The 18,914-nt window shown below is 70.7% G+C and carries 17 protein-coding genes; 7 read left to right on the forward strand and 10 right to left on the reverse strand.

Annotation, left to right across the window (positions count from 1 at the left end):
* Positions 1-9: 9 nt before the first annotated feature.
* From EER30_RS09865 to EER30_RS09900, 8 genes are all read right to left on the reverse strand, one after another.
* A complete protein-coding gene (locus EER30_RS09865) occupies positions 10-1,308 on the reverse strand; it encodes a sensor histidine kinase (protein ID WP_127500010.1) in 1,299 nt (432 codons plus the stop codon).
* Between the two features lie 83 nt (positions 1,309-1,391).
* A complete protein-coding gene (locus EER30_RS09870; protein WP_127500011.1) occupies positions 1,392-3,686 on the reverse strand; it encodes a hypothetical protein in 2,295 nt (764 codons plus the stop codon).
* A gap of 65 nt (positions 3,687-3,751) precedes the next feature.
* Positions 3,752-6,100, reverse strand: coding sequence for a hypothetical protein (locus EER30_RS09875; RefSeq protein ID WP_127500012.1), 2,349 nt, complete (start codon positions 6,098-6,100; stop codon positions 3,752-3,754).
* Entirely contained in the window at positions 6,097-7,284 is a 1,188-nt protein-coding gene (locus EER30_RS09880; protein ID WP_127500013.1) for an acyl-CoA reductase, read from the reverse strand. Before EER30_RS09880 ends, EER30_RS09875 begins: the two co-directional genes overlap by 4 nt.
* Positions 7,281-8,318 carry a LuxE/PaaK family acyltransferase gene (locus EER30_RS09885; RefSeq protein ID WP_127500014.1) on the reverse strand — a complete coding sequence of 346 codons (1,038 nt, stop codon included), beginning with the start codon at positions 8,316-8,318 and terminating at the stop codon, positions 7,281-7,283. The genes EER30_RS09880 and EER30_RS09885 overlap by 4 nt, the downstream gene beginning before the upstream one ends.
* On the reverse strand, positions 8,315-9,544 hold the full coding sequence (locus tag EER30_RS09890) for an AMP-binding protein (protein WP_127500015.1): 1,230 nt from the start codon (positions 9,542-9,544) through the stop codon (positions 8,315-8,317). The genes EER30_RS09885 and EER30_RS09890 overlap by 4 nt, the downstream gene beginning before the upstream one ends.
* Complete coding sequence (locus tag EER30_RS09895; RefSeq protein WP_127500016.1) at positions 9,541-10,278, reverse strand: SDR family NAD(P)-dependent oxidoreductase; 738 nt, start codon at positions 10,276-10,278, stop codon at positions 9,541-9,543. The genes EER30_RS09890 and EER30_RS09895 overlap by 4 nt, the downstream gene beginning before the upstream one ends.
* Positions 10,271-10,516, reverse strand: coding sequence for an acyl carrier protein (locus EER30_RS09900; RefSeq protein ID WP_127500017.1), 246 nt, complete (start codon positions 10,514-10,516; stop codon positions 10,271-10,273). The genes EER30_RS09895 and EER30_RS09900 overlap by 8 nt, the downstream gene beginning before the upstream one ends.
* A gap of 191 nt (positions 10,517-10,707) precedes the next feature.
* On the opposite strand from EER30_RS09900, the gene pseB reads away from it, so the two are divergent.
* Genes pseB through EER30_RS09930 form a run of 6 tightly spaced genes read left to right on the forward strand, consistent with a single transcriptional unit; the run spans position 10,708 to position 16,915 of the window.
* Positions 10,708-11,688, forward strand: coding sequence for a UDP-N-acetylglucosamine 4,6-dehydratase (inverting) (gene pseB / locus EER30_RS09905; RefSeq protein WP_127500018.1), 981 nt, complete (start codon positions 10,708-10,710; stop codon positions 11,686-11,688).
* The gene (locus EER30_RS09910; RefSeq protein WP_127500019.1) at positions 11,688-12,806 is read left to right on the forward strand and encodes a DegT/DnrJ/EryC1/StrS family aminotransferase; all 1,119 of its coding nucleotides are present in this window, start codon (positions 11,688-11,690) and stop codon (positions 12,804-12,806) included. The genes pseB and EER30_RS09910 overlap by 1 nt, the downstream gene beginning before the upstream one ends.
* 3 nt (positions 12,807-12,809) lie before the next feature.
* Positions 12,810-13,673 carry a hypothetical protein gene (locus EER30_RS09915; RefSeq protein ID WP_127500020.1) on the forward strand — a complete coding sequence of 288 codons (864 nt, stop codon included), beginning with the start codon at positions 12,810-12,812 and terminating at the stop codon, positions 13,671-13,673.
* A 5-nt stretch (positions 13,674-13,678) separates the two neighbouring features.
* Positions 13,679-15,175, forward strand: a complete 1,497-nt coding sequence (locus EER30_RS09920) for a class I SAM-dependent methyltransferase (RefSeq protein ID WP_240669944.1) — start codon at positions 13,679-13,681, stop codon at positions 15,173-15,175.
* Positions 15,172-15,897: a cytidylyltransferase domain-containing protein gene (locus tag EER30_RS09925; protein WP_127500022.1), complete on the forward strand. Its 726-nt coding sequence runs from the start codon at positions 15,172-15,174 to the stop codon at positions 15,895-15,897. The genes EER30_RS09920 and EER30_RS09925 overlap by 4 nt, the downstream gene beginning before the upstream one ends.
* Positions 15,898-15,901: 4 nt before the next feature.
* Positions 15,902-16,915 carry a PseG/SpsG family protein gene (locus tag EER30_RS09930; RefSeq protein WP_127500023.1) on the forward strand — a complete coding sequence of 338 codons (1,014 nt, stop codon included), beginning with the start codon at positions 15,902-15,904 and terminating at the stop codon, positions 16,913-16,915.
* On the opposite strand, the gene EER30_RS09935 is transcribed toward EER30_RS09930, so the two are convergent.
* Positions 16,893-17,906, reverse strand: coding sequence for an NADPH:quinone reductase (locus EER30_RS09935; RefSeq protein ID WP_127500270.1), 1,014 nt, complete (start codon positions 17,904-17,906; stop codon positions 16,893-16,895). The genes EER30_RS09930 and EER30_RS09935 overlap by 23 nt on opposite strands.
* 108 nt (positions 17,907-18,014) lie before the next feature.
* Complete coding sequence (locus EER30_RS09940; protein ID WP_127500024.1) at positions 18,015-18,263, reverse strand: helix-turn-helix domain-containing protein; 249 nt, start codon at positions 18,261-18,263, stop codon at positions 18,015-18,017.
* Positions 18,264-18,428: 165 nt separating this feature from the next.
* On the opposite strand from EER30_RS09940, the gene EER30_RS09945 reads away from it, so the two are divergent.
* Entirely contained in the window at positions 18,429-18,884 is a 456-nt protein-coding gene (locus EER30_RS09945; protein WP_127500025.1) for a response regulator transcription factor, read from the forward strand.
* Positions 18,885-18,914 lie beyond the last annotated feature (30 nt).

Below are 18,914 nucleotides of genomic sequence, written 5' to 3' on the forward strand. Positions count from 1 at the left end.
AAACCTGAACTATTGGACGGGCAGGGCGGCTGTGAGCCTGGTTCCTCCTCCGGCAGGGCTGTCGACGTCGAGCACTCCACCGGCGGCGCGGACCCGGTCGTCGAGGCCGGCCAGCCCGTGCCCCTTGGCGACACTGGCGCCGCCCACGCCGTCGTCGGCGATCGAGACGATCAGGCCGGTGTTGTTGCGCCGCACGCTGACGTGCACCTCGTTGGCGTGGCTGTGCTTGGCGACGTTGGTGAGCGCCTCGGCGACCACGAAGTAGGCCGTCGATTCCAGCGTCGGCTCGAGCCGCTCGGCCAGCGGGGCGTCCAGCTCGACCGGGACGAGGCTGCGGCCGGCCAGCGCGGTCAGCGCGGCCTGAAGCCCGCGGTCGACCAGGATCGGCGGGGCGATGCCGCGGGAGAGGGCGCGCAGCTCCTCCAGCGTCTCGCGGGTCTGGGTGAGGGCCTCGGCCACGGTGGCGCGGGCGGCGTCAGGGTCGGTGGCGAACTGCTGCTCGGCGCGGCCGAGGTCCATCGCGAGGCGTACCAGGCGCTGCTGCGGGCCGTCGTGGATGTCGCGCTCGAGCCGGCGCAGCGCGGTGGCCTCGGCCGAGACGGCGGCCGCCTTCTGCTGCTGGGCGACCTCGCGGGCGGCGTTGGCCGTGGCGACCTGTTCGCGCAGCTCGTTGACGCCGCTCAGCAGGGCGCGGGCGAAATAGGCCTCGAGCAGGGCGAACGCGCGGACGACGGGGTAGAGAGTGCCGGCGAAGAAGACGCCGAGGGCGAAGTAGAAGATGATCCGGGTCGTCGCGCTGTCGCCCATGCCGAGCAGTTCGGGCAGGTCCTGGTTGCCCGGCGGGCGCGGGATCGACCAGTCCCAGAGGATGGCGGTCAGGCCGCCGATCGCACCGGCCCACCAGGTGACCACGAAGCTGAAGCCGATGGTGCTGGGGATGAACCGGAACATGCCGTGGACCAGGTCGAGCCACGATTGGCCGTCGGCCAGCGGGGTCAGGGTGCGGCGCACCAGGCTGCCCTCGGGCGACTTCTTGTAGTAGGGATGCGGAACCTTGCGGCCGAGGACCGGGCCGATGCGCAGGCGTTCGACGGCAGCGAAGCCGCGCGCCATCATCAGCGTCGCCACCAAGAGCGGGATGCCGAACCAGAGCACAACCAGGCCGAGGCTGGTGAAGAACGCGGTCATGAAGAGCGTGACGGTGATGATGCCCAGGGGGAACCCGAGCAGCACGTATTGGGTGTCTATGCCGAGCTGGCGCACCAGCTTGACCACCGGTGAGGGCGCGGGAGAGGCGTACGTCGTCATGTCCTTGACGCTAGGCACCGGCGCGCTCCGTTCCGATCCTGCCCACCGCCGGATCGACGGTAGGGTTAACCCCACCGTACGGGTCAGGGTAACTCGAAAATCGTCACCGGGCCCGAGCTGAAACGGGGCGTCGCCAGCTCGCTGAGGTGCGGCGACACACCCCCGAAGGCCCGGTCGTCGGCGAAGAGCCACCGCACCCCGTACAGGCTCCGCAGCCGGGCCAGGTCGTCGGCCTTACCGTCCGTGAAGACCCGTTGGTTGAGCAGGTATCGCAGAATGTCGGGGGCCGGCTGCTGGGCGAAGCCGAGGCCGTTGACGCCGTGCCGGGCGACGACCTCGTCGGTGTAGCCCCAGCTCTCGATGACGGTGCGCCGGCCGCCGACCCCGGCCACCCAGAACGCCCGCGCGTCGCAGCCCGAGACCCAGTCGATCGGCTGGCAGTGCACGTTGGTGGCCACGACGTCGTCCCGTCCCGCGTGCTCGTCGAGCCACTTCGCCGCGATCAGCTCCTCGGTCAGGATCAGCTTGCCCGAGCGGTCGACCGGCGCCGGCTCCGCCAGGGCCGCCCTGACCTGAACCTGGGCTCCGGTGGCCAGCCCGCCGCCGAGTGCGGCGGCCAGCAGGGCGGGCAACAGACCCTGCCACGAGCGCCGGAGCGTCACCACGATCGCGGCCACGGCGACGACCACGATCGCCGTGCGGATCAGCGGCTCGGCCAGGGTGACCAGCCACGAGCCGAGCCGGTCGTGAACCGGCGGGGGCATGCGCGGGGCGAGCAGGGCCCAAGCGCCACCGGCGAGCGCGCCGGCCAGCACCGGCCGCCATCCACGAGCCAGACGGGCCAGGACCACCGCGACCGCGACTGTCCCGAACGGCACCGCGCCCGAGAAGAAGTAGACCTGGCTCGCCGCCGGGTGCCAGAGCAGGTAGGCCGCACCGGCCCCAGCCACGATCATGCCGTTGAGCAGCCAGAGCGCCGGTTCACCGCGGGTCTTTCGGGTGATCAGGCCGACGAGGCCGAGCAGGCGCGGCGCCTGCGCAACCACCCACCAGGTCAGCAGCCCTACGAGGAACAGCCACCCCGCGGTGCCGACCTGTTCCACCCCGAGCGGCAAGGATCGGGCGCCGTCGACGGTGTCGTATCGCCCGAGGGTGAGACGGTAGGGATCGGCCCAGTGCAGCAGGGCCAGCGGCTGGAACCCCAGCGTGCCCGCTCCGCCCCCGGCGAAGAGCCGGAAGCCCAGCGCCATCGCCGCGACGGTCAGCCCGAGCAGGGCGAACCCCGGGAGCAGCGGCCGCCGGTGACGGAACGTCAGGATCACCAGAGCCGCGAGCAGCCCGGCCACGTACGGCGGAAGCGCGCTCGATTTGGCTCCGGCGCAGGCCAGCCCGAGCGGGAAGATCAAAATCCAGGCCCACCGCAGCGGGCGCCCGCGCAGCACGTCGACGGCGAGCGTCACCAGCAGGGTCAACAGCGGGAGCCCGTACGTCTGGGAGGGGCTGGTGCCGGAGATCGGGCTCCCGCCGATCGGGGAGACGGCCGCGCCGAGCAGCAGCGGAAGCCCGACGATGGCCGTGACCCCGCCGAGCGCCCCGGCCCACCACTTGCCGCTCAGTTCCCGGGTGAGCGCGGCCAGCGCCAGAATGGCCGTCCCCGCGATCGGCACGATCCACAGGCGCAGCAGCACGACGGCAGGGTCGATCTTGGTGATGAGGCCGGCCGCGGCGATGTCGGCGTCGGAAAGGTAGTGGTAGCGCAGCGGCTCGCCGAGCATCTGCGGCACCTGGAACGGCATCGCCCGCGTCATCTCGTGCACGAGGGCCAGGTGGTAGAAGAGGTCTTGATAGATGACGCCACCGACGGGCGGCAGCGGCGTGGTCGTCCAGCCCGGGTATTGCGACGCGACCACCAGCACGAGCCCGGCGGCGACGATCCACGACCAGCGCAGCGGCAGGGGCCGCGGGTCACCCACCTTCCAGTGCCGGTGCAGTCGCGGCACGGCGAGGAACGGCACCACGATCAACGCCGGCCACCAGGGCAGCAGAACGTGCTTGTCGGCGGCGGCGGTCAGCGCCCAGCCGCCCACCATGAGCAGCAGCCCGGTGGCCGCGCCGAGACCGAGGTCTTCCGGCAGGTTGCCCCGGCTGCCTCGCAACGCGCGGTGGACGAGCGTGCCGGGAAGCACGATGTCGACGGTGAAATAGAACCCGTAGAGGAAAATGTCCGACCCGGAGACGCCCGTGTCCAGCAGCGCCACCACGAGCGCGGCCGCGGGAAAGAGCCACGGCAGAACAGCGAGTGGCCACCGCGGGAAGCGGCCGGCCGGCCGGGCCACCGGGGACGCCGCCATCTCGACGGGTTGGAGCACTGCGGTCACTCGGCCAGTTTCACCAACCGAGTGACCTCAGGGTGGGAGATCGCGCTCCCCGTCAGGGGGACGGGTCAGGGCAGCTCGTAGACGGTGACCGGTCCCGAGGCGAACCGGGCGACGGCCAGGTCGGCGAGGCGCGGCGACACTCCCCCGGCGGCCCGCCCGTCGGCGAACAGCCACTTCACGCCGTACAGGCGCCGCAGCTCGGCGACGTCGTCGGCCTGCCCGTCCGTGAAGACGCGCTGGTTGAGCACGTATCGCAGAGTGTCGGCGGGCGGCTGCAACGAATAGCGTTCGCCGTTCACGCCGTCCTGGCTGACCGCCTCGTCGGTGTAGCCCCAGCTCTCGAGGACCGTGCGGCGCCCGCCGACGGCGGCCACCCAGAACGCCCGCGAGTCACAGATCGAATTCCAGTCGATCTGCACGCAGTGCACGTTGGTGGCGACGACGTCGTCCCGGCCGGCGTTGTCGTCGAGCCATTTCGCCGCGACCAGTTCGCCGGTGAGCACGAGCTTGCTCGGATCGGCCAGCGGGGCCGGTCTCGCGGCGAGGGCCGCATCGACGGCCGTGACGTGACGTTCGCCCCCGCCGGCCAGCCCGGCACCGAGCACGGCCGCGAGCAGCCCGGGCACGATCGCCCGCCACGGCGTGCGGCCGGTCCAGCGGCGACGCAGTATCAGCGCGATCGCCGCCACGCCGACGGCCGCGATCGCCGTGCGGACCAGCGGCTCGGCCATGACCAGGACCCAGTCGACCATCCGCTCGGAAGTGGGCGGGTAGAGCTGGGGGGAGATCAGAACCCAGATGCCACCCACGAGCACTCCGGCCAGCACGGGTCGCCAGCTTCGAGCCAGCCTGGCCATGACCACCGCGACCGCCACCGTGCCGAACGACAACGCGCCGCCGAAGAAATAGACCTGGCTGGCCGACGGGTGCCAGAGCAGGAACATCGCCCCCGCGCCGGCCCCGGCCATGCCGTTGAGCAGCCATATCGACGGATCACGCCCGATGCGGCCGGCGAGGCCGATGACGCCGCCGAGACGCGGCGCCTGCATGATGAACCACCAGATCAACAGCCAGGCGAGGAACAACCGGCCCGCCGTACCGGCCTGCTCCACCCCGAGCGGGAGGAAGCGGGTGCCGTCGATCGTGTCGGACAGCCCGAGGGTCTCGGCGTAGGGCGCCGACCAGAAGAGGATCGACAGCGGCTGAACGGCCAGGGTGCCGGCGCCACCACCGGCGAAGAGCCGGAAGCCCAGGGCCACGGCCGCCACGGTGAGGACGCCGAACGCGATCGTAGGCAGCAATCGCCGCCAGAGCCGGCCGAACAGAACGATGACCGCGGCGGCGGCCAGCCCGGCGAGCAGCGGAGGCAGCGCGCTCGACTTGGCCCCGGCGCAGGCCAGCGCAAGCGGGAAGACCAGCAGCCAGGCCCAGCGCAGCGGACGGCCGCGCAGCACGTCGGTCGCGAGCATGACCAGCAGGGTGAGCAGCGGGAGGGCGTACGTGAGGGAGGGGCTGTTGAAACTGATCGGGGTGCCGCCGATGGCTCCGACGGCCGAGCCGAGGGTCAGCGGGAGCCCGACGACCGCCGCGACGCCGCCCACCGCTCCGGCCCACCACTTACCGCTCAGTTCCCGGGTCAGCGCGGCCAGTGCGAAGATCGCCGTGCCCGCGATCGGCACGATCCACAAGCGCAGCAGCACCACGGCGGGATCAATCTTGGTGACCAGGCTGGCCGCGGCCATGTCGGCGTCCGAGAGGAAGTGATAGCGCAACGGCTCGCCGACGACCTGCGGCACCTGGAACGGCATCGCGCGCATCATCTCGTGCACGAGGGCCAGGTGGTAGTAAAGGTCCTGGTAGAGCACCCCGCCCTGGGGCGGCAACGGGGTCGACGTCCAGCCCGGCCAGTGCCAGGCGACCAGCACCAGCAGGCCTGCGGCGACGATCCACGACCAGCGCAGCGGCAGGGGCCGCGGGTCACCCACCCGCCAGTGGCGGTGCAGCCGCGGCACGGCGAGGAACGGCACCACGATCAACGCCGGCCACCAGGGCATCAGCGTGTGCTTGTCGGTGTACGAGGTCAGCGCCCAGCCGCCGATCATCAGCAGCAGCCCGGTCGCGGCGCCGAGTCCGAGGTCCTCGGGCAGGTTGCCCCGGCTGCCGCGCAGCAGGCGGTGGACGAGCGTGCCGGGCAGCACGATGTCGACGGCGAAGTAGAACCCGTACAGGGCGATGTCCCGGCCCGAGACACCCGTGTTCAGCAGTGCTACAACCAGCGCGACCGCGGGAAAGAGCCAGGGCAGCAGCGCCGCCGGCCACCGCGGGAAGCGGCGACCGACCGGAGGACGGCGTCGGATCTCCGTCGAGGGGCGCGCGATCGGCGCCGCCTCGACGGGTTCGAGCACAGCGGTCACTCGACGAGCGTCGTCAGCCGGGTGAACTCACGCGGGAGGTCGTAGCCGTCCCAGATCGAACCGAAGGTCAGGGCCTGACCGAACGGGACGATCCGGTCGACGCCGCGCCCGCCGAGCGTCAGCGCGAACTCGCGCAGCTCGTCGTGGGTGAAGCCGAAGTGGCTGAACGTCTGGTCCTGCCGGTTCATCGCCGGCACCAGCTCGAGCAGCGACCCGACCTGCGCGAACGGGAAGGCGCCGGCCCCGATCCAGCGGCGCGGGGCGTCGGGCACGGCGGCCAGCGACATCGCGGTGACCGAGTTGGCCGGGAACTCCATCGAGGACACCGCGCCGGTCGCGGCCAGCCCGTAGGCGTTGACCCGCTTCTCGACCGCCATGGCCGCGTCGATCTCCCAGCCGCGCTGGTCGACGACCTGCAGGAGAAGCTCGATGAACTCGGCGCGGACGTCGTCGGTGTTCTCGCCGACCAGGAAGACCGTGCGCGGCGAGGAGCAGGCAGCCTGGTCGAACCAGTACGAGTCGTTGGTGAAGCCGAGAACCGCCTCGCGACGCTTGGCCGGGTCGGCCGCACGCCAGCCGGCCGCCGACAGGGCCGCCCACGAGGTGCGGTCGGGGAAGGTCAGGTCGCGGGCCGACGGGCGCAGCGGGTGCTTGCGGATCGCTTCGACGGCCGAGTCGCCGCCCCAGATCACGCGCAGGTCGGCCCACTTGCTGAGCGCGCCGGTGACCGCGTCGTCGCGACCGTAAGTGATCATGCGCTGAGTGCGGGCGATCACCGGGTCGGCGTCGGCGAGCACCTCGTTGAGCGCGGTCAGGATCGTGTCGGCCGCGGTGGCCGAGCGTTCCGAGATGCGTACGACATTGTGGTTGCCGGCCAGCGCGGAGAGCGCCCACGAGTAGACGAAGATCGTGTCGACGTTCGCCGGCGGGATGTGGAAGACGTTGCCGCGCGGGAAGACCAGCGCGTCGGGCCGCTGCAGGTGGGTGACCGTGCGGTGCAGCTCGGCCGGCCGCAGGAAGAAGCCCAGCGAGCCGAGCTCGGGGTGCCGCCGGGCGACGGCCGGCACCAGCAGCTTGCGGGCGAGCTTGCCGAGGAAGTCGATGACGCGGGGGTCGCCGACGGTGAGCCGGTCGTCGGAGGGGGCGGTCAGGTCGCCCTCGACGCCGAAGCGGTACTGGATCACGCGGCCTCCCGGTAGGTGTCGGAGCAGCCACGCGCCTCGGCCCGCGGGAGCCGGCCGAGCACCGAGAAGCGCTTGCCGGGCCAGTCTCCGTCGTCGACGCCGTGCACGACGCCGAGGTCTTCGGTGAGCAGAACGTGACCGGGGTAGGACGTCGGGAGCGTGCTGATCACCTCGATCAGGCCGGGCTTGCCGACCGGCTGCTCAGCCCAGGTCTCGGGGTCGCGGATCACCACGTCGGCGAAGTCGGGGCAGTAGAGCGAGCCGCCGGACTCGCCCTCGAGGAAGATCGTGCCGATCTGCTCGATCATGCCGTAGTAGTTGTGCACCTTCGTGAGCCCGACGGTGGCGAGCCGCTTGCGGAACTCTTCGGGCGAGACGGCCTGGTCGACCAGCTTCTTCCAGCCGCCCGAGTGGATCAGGATGCCGTTGCCGAGGTCGAGCCCGTGCTCGCGGGCGACCTCGTAGAGGTGCAGCCAGACGAGGTAGGTGAAGCCGAAGATCAGGAAGGGCTCGTCGCCGTACTGCTCGAGGAAGCCACGCAGGGCCTCGACGTCGACCTGGCCCTCGTTGTCGAGCGCCCAGACGTGGTTGCGCCCGAAGTTCGACATGCCCAGGACGCCGGCACCGCGCGCGCTGAACGACTTGCGATCTTTCAGCATGGCCTTGGTGTCGACCAGGATCATCGGCAGTCGCTTGGGGCCGAGCACGCTCTGCACGGTGGCGCCGAGCTTGCGGGTCTGCTCGGCGGCCGACGCCTTGTCGAGGTAGATCTTGCTGACCTCGGCGCCCGTGGTGCCGCTGGAGGTGAGCACCTTGTAGACCTCGTCGTCCGGGATGCTCTTCAGATCGAGGTTCTTGAAGAGCCGCACCGGCAGCCAGGGCAGGCCGGCGACGGACGTGGCGGGCTGATAGCCGGAGGCGGCGAGGATGCGCCCGTAGGGCTCGCAGCGCTCCCGGTGGTGCTCGACCAGCGTGGAGAGCTCCTTGAGAAGGACCTCTTCCTTCGCGGCCTGAGACAGGGTGAAGACACTCACAGCGAAGACTCCAGCGCCCGGTAGTCGATCTTGCCGTTGGGCAGTAGCGGCAGGGCCTCCACACTACTGACCACGACGCCGGAGAAGTGTGTCCCGAGCCACTCGGCGATCTTGGTGCGGAGCCCGCGTGCCTCGTCGTCCGAGACGCCCTCGGCGAAGACCACCAGCTTGTCGTCGCCGGCCACGGCGGCCACCGGGAAATTCTTCTCGACGTCGTCCAGATTGATGCGGACGCCGAAGACCTTCCCCATCCGCTTGATGCGGCCGGTGATGAACAGGAAGCCCTCGTCGTCGACCCGGCCGAGGTCGCCGGTGCGCAGCGCGCCGCCCTGCACGTCGCCGAGCGCCAGGTCGGCGGCGGTGTCGGCGTAGCCCATCATCACGTTCGGGCCGCGGTAGACGACCTCGTCGTCCTCGATCGTGAAGGTGCCGCCGGGCAGCGCTCGGCCGACCGAGCCGAGCTTCTCGTCGAGCCGCTCGGGCGGGAGGGTGGCCATGCGGGGCGCCGCCTCGGTCTGGCCGTACATCACATAAAGCTTGCCGCCGACGGTCGCCATCCGCTGCGCGAAGTCGGTGACCAGGTCGGTGCGCAGGCGGCCACCGGCCTGGGTGAGGCTGCGCAGCGTCGGGTACTTCGCCGGGTCGAACCGCAGCCGGCGCAGCATCTCGTACTGCGAGGGCACGAAGGCCATCGAGGTGACGCCGTGCTCGTTCACCGCGGTCCAGAAGTCGCGCTGCATGATGCCGGTGCGTTCGAGCACCACCGTCGCGCCCCTGATCAGGTGCGAGTTCAAGACCGACATACCGTACGAGTAGAAGAGCGGGAGAGTCGTGACGGCGACCTCGCCGGCGGTGATGTCGAGGACCTCGGCGATCTGCTCGGCGTTGGTCCGCACGGCGTCGGCCGAGAGCCGCACCAGTTTCGGATTGCCGGTCGAGCCGCTGGTCGTCAGCAGCAGAGCCAGGTCGGGGTGCACCTCGGTGGCGCTGAACCGCTCGATCAGCTCGGCGTGATCTTTCTCCGGGTCGAGCAGCACGACCGGACGGCCCAGCCGGAACGCCGCGAGATAGCGGGCGATCGACGGGATCGTCGTCTCGATCGGCAGGAACACCACCCCGCCCGGCTCGGCGGCCAGCGTGGCCTCGGCGGCGGCCACCGTTTCCTCGGTCAGTGTTTCGCCGGTGACCGCGTCGATCACGCGGGCACCGGGGTGGAGCAGGTTCACAGCGTCAATCCTCCGTCGACCCCGAGCACCTGGCCGGTCACGAACCGGGCCTGCTCGGAGAGGAGGAACGCGATCACGTCGGCGACCTCGTCGGCCTCGCCCAGCCGGCCGAGCGCCGTGTCGGCGATGCGTTCCTGGCGGCCCTTCTCGTCAAGAGTGTCGAGCATGTCGGTGGCGATGAAGCCCGGCTCGATCGCGTTGACCCGGATGCCCTGGGGGCCCAGTTCTTTGGCGGCCGACCTGGCCAGGCCGGCCACGGCGGCCTTGGATGCGGCGTAGACGGCCTGACCGGCGACCCCGCGCGAGGCGGTGATCGACGAGAGCAGGACGACGGCCGGGTTCTTGCCCCGGGCGAGCAGGCGGGACGCGCCGCGCAGGGTGTAGACCGCGCCGGCCGCGTTCACCGCGAAGAGCCGCTGGATGGTCGCGTCGTCGGTCATGCCGAGCATGCCGGCCGCGTGGGTGCCGGCGTTGACGACCAGCGCGTCGAGCCGCTTGAAGTTCTGGAAGGCGAGCTGCGTGAGCGCCTTGCTCGTCTCGGGCTCGCCGATGTCGCCGTGGGCGTGCACGACCGTCACGCCGTATTTGTCGGCCAGGTCGGCGGCGACGGGAGCGATCGACTCGGCCCGGTGGCCGTGCAGCACGAGGTCGTACCCGCGCTCGGCGAGACGCGTGGCGGTGGCCCGGCCGATTCCGCGGGAGGCGCCTGTGACCAGGGCCACCCGGTCACTCATTGACGTTCACTCCGTACTTACCAAGAATGCGCACAGCCTCGTCGAAACTGGACATGTTGATGACGTCGTCTGTGTCAATCATCACCGAGAACTCGTCCTCGATCGCCGCCACCAGGGACATGTGGGCCAGCGAGTCCCACTTTTCGTTGTCCTGGTACCGCAGGTCGTCCACGGGCGCCTCCGCCGGAAGGTCAAGGGCGGTGCGGAACGCCTCGCGCAGTCTCTGCAGTTCACTCACGGGGGTACTCCAAGGGGGCGGGTGGACAGAGGATTCTTAACTTCGCCGTGCCTGGCTAACAGGCCGCCAATCCTAACCGAATGCGAGATGAACTACGGTGAGCGTTTGAGGTTGACCCGCGAAAGGGCTGGTGAGCTGGTTATGCTTCCGGCTCGTACCGCCGTCCTGCCCCACCCCCCGGGAGAAATCAAGTGTCTGTACTCAGCGGATCGTCGATCCTGGTCACCGGTGCTACCGGGTCCTTCGGCAAGGCATTTCTGAACTATGCCTTGACCCACCTCGACCCGCAGCGCATCGTCGTGTTCTCCCGCGACGAGCTGAAGCAGTACGAGCTCCGGCAGATGTTCGGCGACGACCCCCGTCTCCGCTTCTTCCTCGGTGACATCCGGGACAAGGCCCGGCTCGAGCGGGCCATGCACAACATCGACTACGTGGTCCACGCCGCCGCCCTGAAGCAGGTCGACACCGCGGAGTACAACCCCTCCGAGTTCGTCGAGACCAACATCAACGGCTCGCAGAACGTCATCGACGTCTCGATCGACAAGGGCGTCAAGAAGGTCGTCGCGCTCTCCACCGACAAGGCCTCCAGCCCGATCAACCTGTACGGCGCCACCAAGCTGGTCGCCGACAAGCTCTTCATCGCCGGCAACCACTACGCCGCCACCCACCCGACCCGCCTCGCGGTCGTCCGCTACGGCAACGTCATGGGCAGCCGCGGCTCGGTCGTCCCGCTGTTCCGCAAGCTCGCCGCTGAGGGCAAGAGCCTGCCGATCACCGACAAGCGCATGACCCGCTTCTGGATCACGCTCCCCCAAGCCGTGAAGTTCGTCGTCGACTCGTTCGACACGATGCAGGGCGGCGAGCTGTTCGTCCCGCGCATCCCGAGCATGCGCATCCTCGACCTGGTCGAGGCCGTCGCTCCGAACTCGGCCACCCACGAGATGGGCGTCCGTCCGGGCGAGAAGCTGCACGAAGAGATGATCGCCTCCGACGACAGCCGTCGCACCCTGCGCTTCCCCGACCGCTACGTGGTTCAGCCCGTCGTCGCCAGCTGGGGCTACGAGACCCCCGAGGGCGGCGAAGAGGTGCCGGACGGCTTCAACTACCGCTCCGACAACAACGACCTGTGGCTCTCAGTCGAGGACATGCGCAAGCTGCTCGAGGAGAACTGATGCTGCCGTACGGACGGCAGTCGATCGACCAGTCCGACGTGGAGGCGGTCGTCGCCGCCCTCGGCAGTGACTGGCTGACGACCGGCCCCCGTGTCGCGCAGTTCGAGGCGGACATCGAGGCGGTCGCCGGCGCTCCGGCGGTCACCGTCACCAACGGCACGACGGCGCTGCACACGGCCTACGCCGCCGCCGGCGTGACCGCGGGCGACGAGGTGATCACCACCCCGATGACCTTCGTCGCGACGGCGTCCGCCGCGGCGATGCAGGGGGCGACGATCGTCTTCGCCGACATCGAGGACGAGACGGCGAACATCGACCCGGCCGCCGTGGAGGCCGCGATCACCGCGCGCACCAAGGCGATCGGCGCGGTCGACTACGCCGGCCACCCGGCCGACTACGACGCGCTCCGCAAGGTCTCCGAGGGCGTCGGCGCCGTGCTGATCGGCGACGCCGCGCACTCGATCGGCTCGACCCTGCACGGCCGCCCGGTCGGCTCGCTCGCCGACCTGACCACCTTCTCGTTCTTCCCGACGAAGAACCTGACCACGGCCGAGGGCGGCGCCGTCGCGTCGATCCGGCCCGACCTGCTGAAGCGGGCGCGCACGTTCCGCACCATCGGTGTCGTGCGCGAGGGTCTTCGTCGTCCCGACGAGGGTCCGTGGTTCTACGAGGTGCACGAGTTCGGCGAGAACTACCGCCTGCCCGACGTGCTCTGCGCCCTCGGCAGCTCGCAGCTCAAGCGGCTGGCCGCGTTCAAGGCGCGCCGGCAGCAGCTCACCGCGCGTTACGACGAGTTGCTGGCCGACGTGCCGGGGCTGCGCCTGCCGATCCAGCGTGAGGGCGTCGACCCGCTGCGTCACCTCTACCCCGTGCGGGTGCTCGACGGCCGCCGCCGCGAGGTCTTCGAGCGCATGCGCGAGGCCGGGATCGGCGTACAGGTCAACTACATCCCCGTCTATTGGCACCCGGTCTTCGAAGACCTGGGCTACCGCCGGGGTATGTGCCCCGTGGCGGAGACCTTCTACGCTGAACAGCTATCGTTGCCGCTCTTCGTCGATCTCTCCGACACCGATCAGGACCGCGTCGTGGAGACGCTGCGTAACATCCTCGGGAGCTAGCGGGTGCACCACGCCAACCACTTCTACGGCCACGCCCACATCCTGGCCGAGTACTGCGGTCTGGACCGGGAGCATCCGCCCCGGATCAACGGATACCTGCAGCACGGATGGAACGTGGTCGACGGGCTCGGCGCCGGCACGCCCTACGTGCCGGGCCGCCCGATCTTCGTCTGGTCCGAACAGACCAGGCGCAGGGCGTGGTCGATGGGGCGCCGGCAGGCCACGGTCGTCGGCGCTCCGTTCCTCTACCTGCTGACCATGCGGCCCGAGCCGGTGAACTCCGAGCCCCGCGAGGGCACGATCTTCTACCCGTTCCACGGCTGGGAGGGTCAGCACATCGCGGGCGACCACCAGCGCCAGGTGGAAGAGATCATGGAGACCGAGCAGGGCCCCGTGACGTTCTGCCTCTACTGGCACGAATACCGCAACGACAAGGTGCGCGCCGACTACGAGCGGTACGGCCGGGTGATCTGCCACGGCTACCGCGGCTTCCAGTGGCGCGACACCGACATCGACTTCCTCGACAACCAGCTTGCTGAGCTGCGCAAACACAAGCGCGTGGCGTCGAACAGGCTGAGCAGCGCGGTCTTCCACGGCGTCGCGGCGGGTTGCGAGCCGGCCGTCTACGGTGACCCGATGCACCTCGACCAGGAAGACCTGCCCACCGCCGACCGTGTCCGGCGCAGCTGGCCCGAGTTGCACGGGAAGCACGTCGACCTGCCCGCCGCCCGCGCGTCGGCCCTCTACGAGTTGGGGGCCGGTTACCTGGCGTCACCCTCGGAGCTGCGCGCGATGCTGGGTTGGACGGGGTATTACACTGCCGATCCCGCCGAGTCGGAGGACGAGCGAACCGAGGTGTCCGCGTGATCGAGATGATCGGAGGCGAGATGCCGTCCTTCACCGAGGACCGGCCGCGAGCCGGTGGCGCCCTCTTCGCCTACCTGGCCGGACGCGTTCCGGCCGGGGCCGAGGTGCTGATCGCCGGCCCGCACACCGACGAGCTGATCGACGCCGTCGCCGCCCACGCCACGGTGACCTGCCTGGTCCGTTCCGAGCCCGAGGCCAACGAGCTCGACGCCCGCGGCGTCACCGTGCTCTGCGGCACGCTCCCCAAGCTCGAAATCGCTGAGCGTTACGACGTCGTCGTCGCCCTCGACGGACTCGCCCGGCTGTGCTCGGTCGAGGAGACCCAGCTCGACTGGAACGAGAGCCTCCGGGCCCTCAAGCGGGTCCTGCGCCCCGGCGGCACCCTGCTGCTCGCGGTCGAGAACGAGCTCGGCGTGCACCGGCTCGTCGACCCGACCACCACCACATCGGCCGAGATCGACAGTGCGTGGTTGCCACTCGGCGAGTTCGACACCAAGCCCGGCAACCCGACGCGGCTGGCCGGCCGGCTCTCCGCCGAGGGCCTCGCGATCGACTGGCTGGGCGCGGCCTGGCCGGTGCCCGAGGCGCCGACCCTGATCGCCACCCCCAACGCCCTGCAGGACGGCCCAGCCGACGCGCTGGCCGCCGTCGCCGCGGGAGCGGTCGGTCAGGCGTACGCCGACAAGCCCGTTCTCAGCGACCCTCGCCGCCTCGCCACGGCTGCCGTGCGCGGCGGTCTTGGCCCCGAGTTCGCCGCCGCCTGGCTGGTCGTCGCCCACCGCGCACCCCGCCCGTCGGCCGCGATCGCCCTGCCGCCCGTGCTGGCCGGCGACGGCCCGGTCGTCGAGCTGGCACCCGGCCCCGACGGCGCCTGGATGCGTCGGGTGCTGCAGGAGGCGCCCGATCGCGACCTGGCCGTCCTGAACGGACCGCTACCCGCCGGCCGGCTCCTCGAGGAACTGCTGCTCGCCGCGAGCCTGCGGCACGACCTGCCGATCCTGCGGCGGTTGCTCAGCGGGTGGAACGCCTCGCAGCCCACGGCCACCGCCGACAACGTCGTGGTGCACAACGACACCTACGCCGTGCTCGACCCCAGCGTCCCCGCGCAGACCGACGTGATCCGCCGGTTCGCGCAAACGCTGCTCAGTGGCGGCTACGCCCACCCGTGGCCCGCCGCCACCGATCTGCAGACCCTCACCTCGGTCCTGCACGGCGCCGCGGGCATGCCCGACGACGTCCCGGCCGTCCCGGCCGAAGATCTGCCGCTGCCCGACTCGCGCCGCGAGCACGAGGAGCAGCTTCGGGCCCTGCGCCGCCAGGTCGCCGACGCCTCCTCGCGCGCCCAGTGGTACGAGCGGGAGCTCAACAAACGGGACAAGGAACTCCGCCGGTCCCGCGAGAAGATCGCGCTCTTCAGCGGCACGGTGACCTACCGCGCCGCGAAGATCGGACTCGCGGCCGCTCGCAAGGCACGGAACCGCCTTCGAAAAGGACTTCAATGACAACCCTCGGCATCATCCAGGCCCGGATGGGCTCCTCGCGCCTGCCCGGAAAGGTGCTGCGCAAGCTCGGCGGGCGCAGCGTTCTCGAGCGCGTGGTCCGGGCCGCCCAGGCGAGCGGGGTCCTCGACACGCTCGTCGTGGCGACGACGGTCGAGCCGGCCGACGACGCTGTCGTCGCCGAATGCGCCGCGATCGGCATCCCCTGCTACCGCGGCCCGGTCGACGACGTGCTCACCCGTTTCCTGGGCGTGCTCGACCAGCACGAGAGCGATGTCGTCATGCGGTTCACGGCCGACTGCCCGCTGCTCGATCCGCACCTGGTCGCGCTGGCCCACCGCGTCTTCACCGCCGCCCAGGTCGACTACATGACCACGTCGATCACCCGTACGCTGCCTCGCGGTCTCGACGTCGAGGTCGTGCGGACGCCGGTGCTGCGGGCGGTCGACGCGCTGGCCACCGACCACCACCGCACGCACGTGACGTCGTACATCTACACGCACGCCGACGACTTCGACGTGATCGGGCTGACCATGCAGCCCGACCTGTCGCACCTGCGTCTCACCCTCGACACCGAGGACGACTGGAAGCTCATCGAGGCGATCGTCGGCCACTTCGGCGAGGAGCCGCTCTCGGTGCGCAAGCTGGCCGACTGGCTGGCCGGGCGCCCCGACCTGATCGAGCTGAACGCGCACGTCCTCCAGAAGGCCCTGGTACAGGCGTAAAACCGTGACGATCGTCGGTATTCGCTGCGACGCCGGTGCCCGCACCGGCGTCGGGCACCTGGTCCGGTGCGTCGCACTGGCCGAAGAGCTCGTCACCCGCGGCGTCGGGGTGCGCTTCCTCAGCGACCTCGGCGGCGTGGAGTGGGCCGAGTCCCAGCTCACCCAGCGCGGCCTGCCCTGGCACCCGCCGCCGTTCGACGAGGTCGGGCTGGTCGCCGCGGTCGAGCGGCTCGAGCTGGAGGCGCTGATCATCGACTCCTACACGCTGCCGTCGCGGCATTCGGTCGCGGTCCGCAAAACCGGCCGCCCGGTGCTCGCGATCGTCGACGGCGACTTCCGCGGGCAGACCGCCGACATCTACGTCGACCAGAACCTCGACTCCGTGATCACGGTCGACGACGCGCTCGGCCTGGCCGGGCTCGACTACGCGTTGTTGCGCGGCTCGGTGCGCCACCTGCGTCCGTCCGCGCCGCCGGTGCACACGTCGACCCGTACGCCCAAGGTTGTGGCCTTTTTCGGGGGGACGGACGCCTATCGGGCCGCTCCCGAGATCGCCCGGCTGCTGACCCGCACGGGCGTGCCGTTCGAGGCGACGATCATCGGGGCGAACGAGAGCCTGCGGGCCGAGCTGAACGAGGTCGTTCCGGGCGACGGGCAGCGGCTCGACGTCATCGCGCCCACCGACGACCTGCCCAAGCTGCTCGCCGAGGCCGACCTCGCGGTCAGCGCCAGCGGCACGTCGACGTGGGAGCTGCTCTGCCTGGGCCTGCCGGCCGCCCTGGTCTGGGTCGTCGACAACCAGATCCTCGGGTACGACCGTACGATCGCTCGCGGCTTCGGCGCCGGGCTCGGCCAGCTCGGCCACCTGGGCGACGACTCCGTGGCGACACTGCGTCACCTGCTCACCGACGCGGCCGCCCGCACCGAACTGGCCCGGAAGGCCTGGTCGGCGGTGGACGGCCGCGGCGTGGAACGGGTAGCCGACGCTCTGCTGGCTAGGGTGCGGTCACCTCGATGACGACCTTGCCGACCGCGTTGCGTTCCACGGCTTCGTGCGCGGCGGCGACGTGCTCGAACGGGTAGCGCAGGATCGGCAGCCCCGCTTCCTCACCCACCCGGAAGGCACCTGAGTTGACCGCCTCGGCCACGGCGGCGACGGCATTGTCCTTCTCCTCGTCGGTGGTCGTATAGGTCAGCACGAAGTCGAGGCTGACGTTCTTGAGCATCGCCTTGAAGCTCGGAATCGTGATCTCGCCGCCGACGTAGATCGCGATGTTGCCACCCGGCGCGATGAGGGTCAGGTCCTGCCGCACGTTGTCGACGCTGACCTCGACGATGACCTGCGGCCCGGTGGCGCTCAGATCGCGGACCCGGGCGACCACGTCCTCCTCGCGATAGTTGATCACCGCGTCGGCGCCGGCGGCCGCGGCCAGATCGGCCTTCTCCTTTGACGAGACGGTGGTCAACACGGTCGCGCCGGCCCACTTGGCGAGCTGGATCGCGGCGTTGCCGACCGCACCCGCACCGCCGGAGACCAGCACGGTGCGGCCCTCGAGCGCACCGGGCGCGAGCCGGGCCGGGCCGTCGCTGGCCAGGGTGAGGCAGCGGTGGGCGGTGAGCGCCGGGATGCCCAGCGCGGCGCCGACCGCGAACGGGACGTCGTCGTTCATCCGCACGACCTGGCGGCGGGGCAGCACCACATATTCCTGGGCGGTGCCGTTCGCCCGGCGGTAGGCCGCGTCCCACACCCAGACGTGGTCGCCCGGCTCGAGGCCGCTCACCCCGTCGCCGACCGCGTCGACCACACCGGCGCCGTCCTGGTCGGGCACGCGCGGCGGCGAGACGCCGTCGGGCACGCCGCGGCCGGCCCGGGTGCCGGTGTCGGTGGGGTTGACCGCGGAGAGAACAATCCGCACCCGGACCTCGCCGGGGCCGGCGGGCGGCAGATCCCGATCGACGATCTTCAAGACGGACGCCGGACCTGGCTCGGGGAACACGGCTGCACGCATCATGCATCCCACCCTAGTTTCCAGTTTGTTACAGCGTGCCCACGCATCGTCCGGCGTGCTCGGTGATCCGGGCGACCATCCGCTCCGGCCGTCTCGCCCGAGCGCGGCTCACGACCGGTCCTGGCCGAATGCGTCGAGGTCGAGGGCCGGCTCGGGACGCACGTCGAGGACGAGCCCGAGCGCAGAGACCACTTTGAGAACCAGTCCGACCTCGGCGGTCGGCTTGCCGGCCTCGAGACCGGTCACCCATCGGCGACTGACCCCGGCCCGGGTGGCGAGCTGGGCCTGCGTCATGGCGGCCGCACGCCGTCGATCCCGCAGGTATCGGCCCAGGTCGGCAGTCTCAATCAGGCGCACATGACCTCCCTGTACGCGTTCATGTGCGCATCGTAGCCGCTGCGCGCGTACGTGCGCATCCCTAGCGCGCGAACGTGCTCAGGCGTCGGAACGGCTCAGCGACGGCGGGGGTGCACCGAAGAGCAGGGTGGTATTTCAGTAACAGATCTGTCCCTGGAGGTCGCTGTGCCGACTGTGCTCATCGCCGACGACGATGCCGACCACCGCGATCTCATGACGTTCGCGCTGACCCGGGGCGGCCACCGGGTGGTCGCCGCCGTGGACGCCGCCGCCGCGATGACCGAACTGCTCTCTGGGGAGGTCGACGTCGCCCTGCTCGACGTGCGGATGCCCGGCGAGTCCGGCATCGACCTGTGCCGCCGGCTGCGGGCCCAGCCGGTCACCGCCCTGCTGCCGATCATGCTGGTGAGCGCCGACGTCAACGACCGGCACATCCTGACCGCCCTGTACGCGGGCGCCGACGACTTCATGCCCAAGCCGTTCCGCCGCGCCGAGATCTGCGCCCGGCTCGACAATCTGTTGCTACGCAAGCACGGCATCGCCCGACGGCCGGCCCGCGTGGCGAGCGCCCGCACGGCAGCGGTCCGGCCGCCACGGCCGGTGTCGGCACTCACCGCCTGACTTGTCACACAGGCGGTGTGGTGTCGGGAT

The sequence above is a fragment of the Actinoplanes solisilvae genome (assembly GCF_003999975.1).
GTDB lineage: Bacteria > Actinomycetota > Actinomycetes > Mycobacteriales > Micromonosporaceae > Actinoplanes > Actinoplanes solisilvae.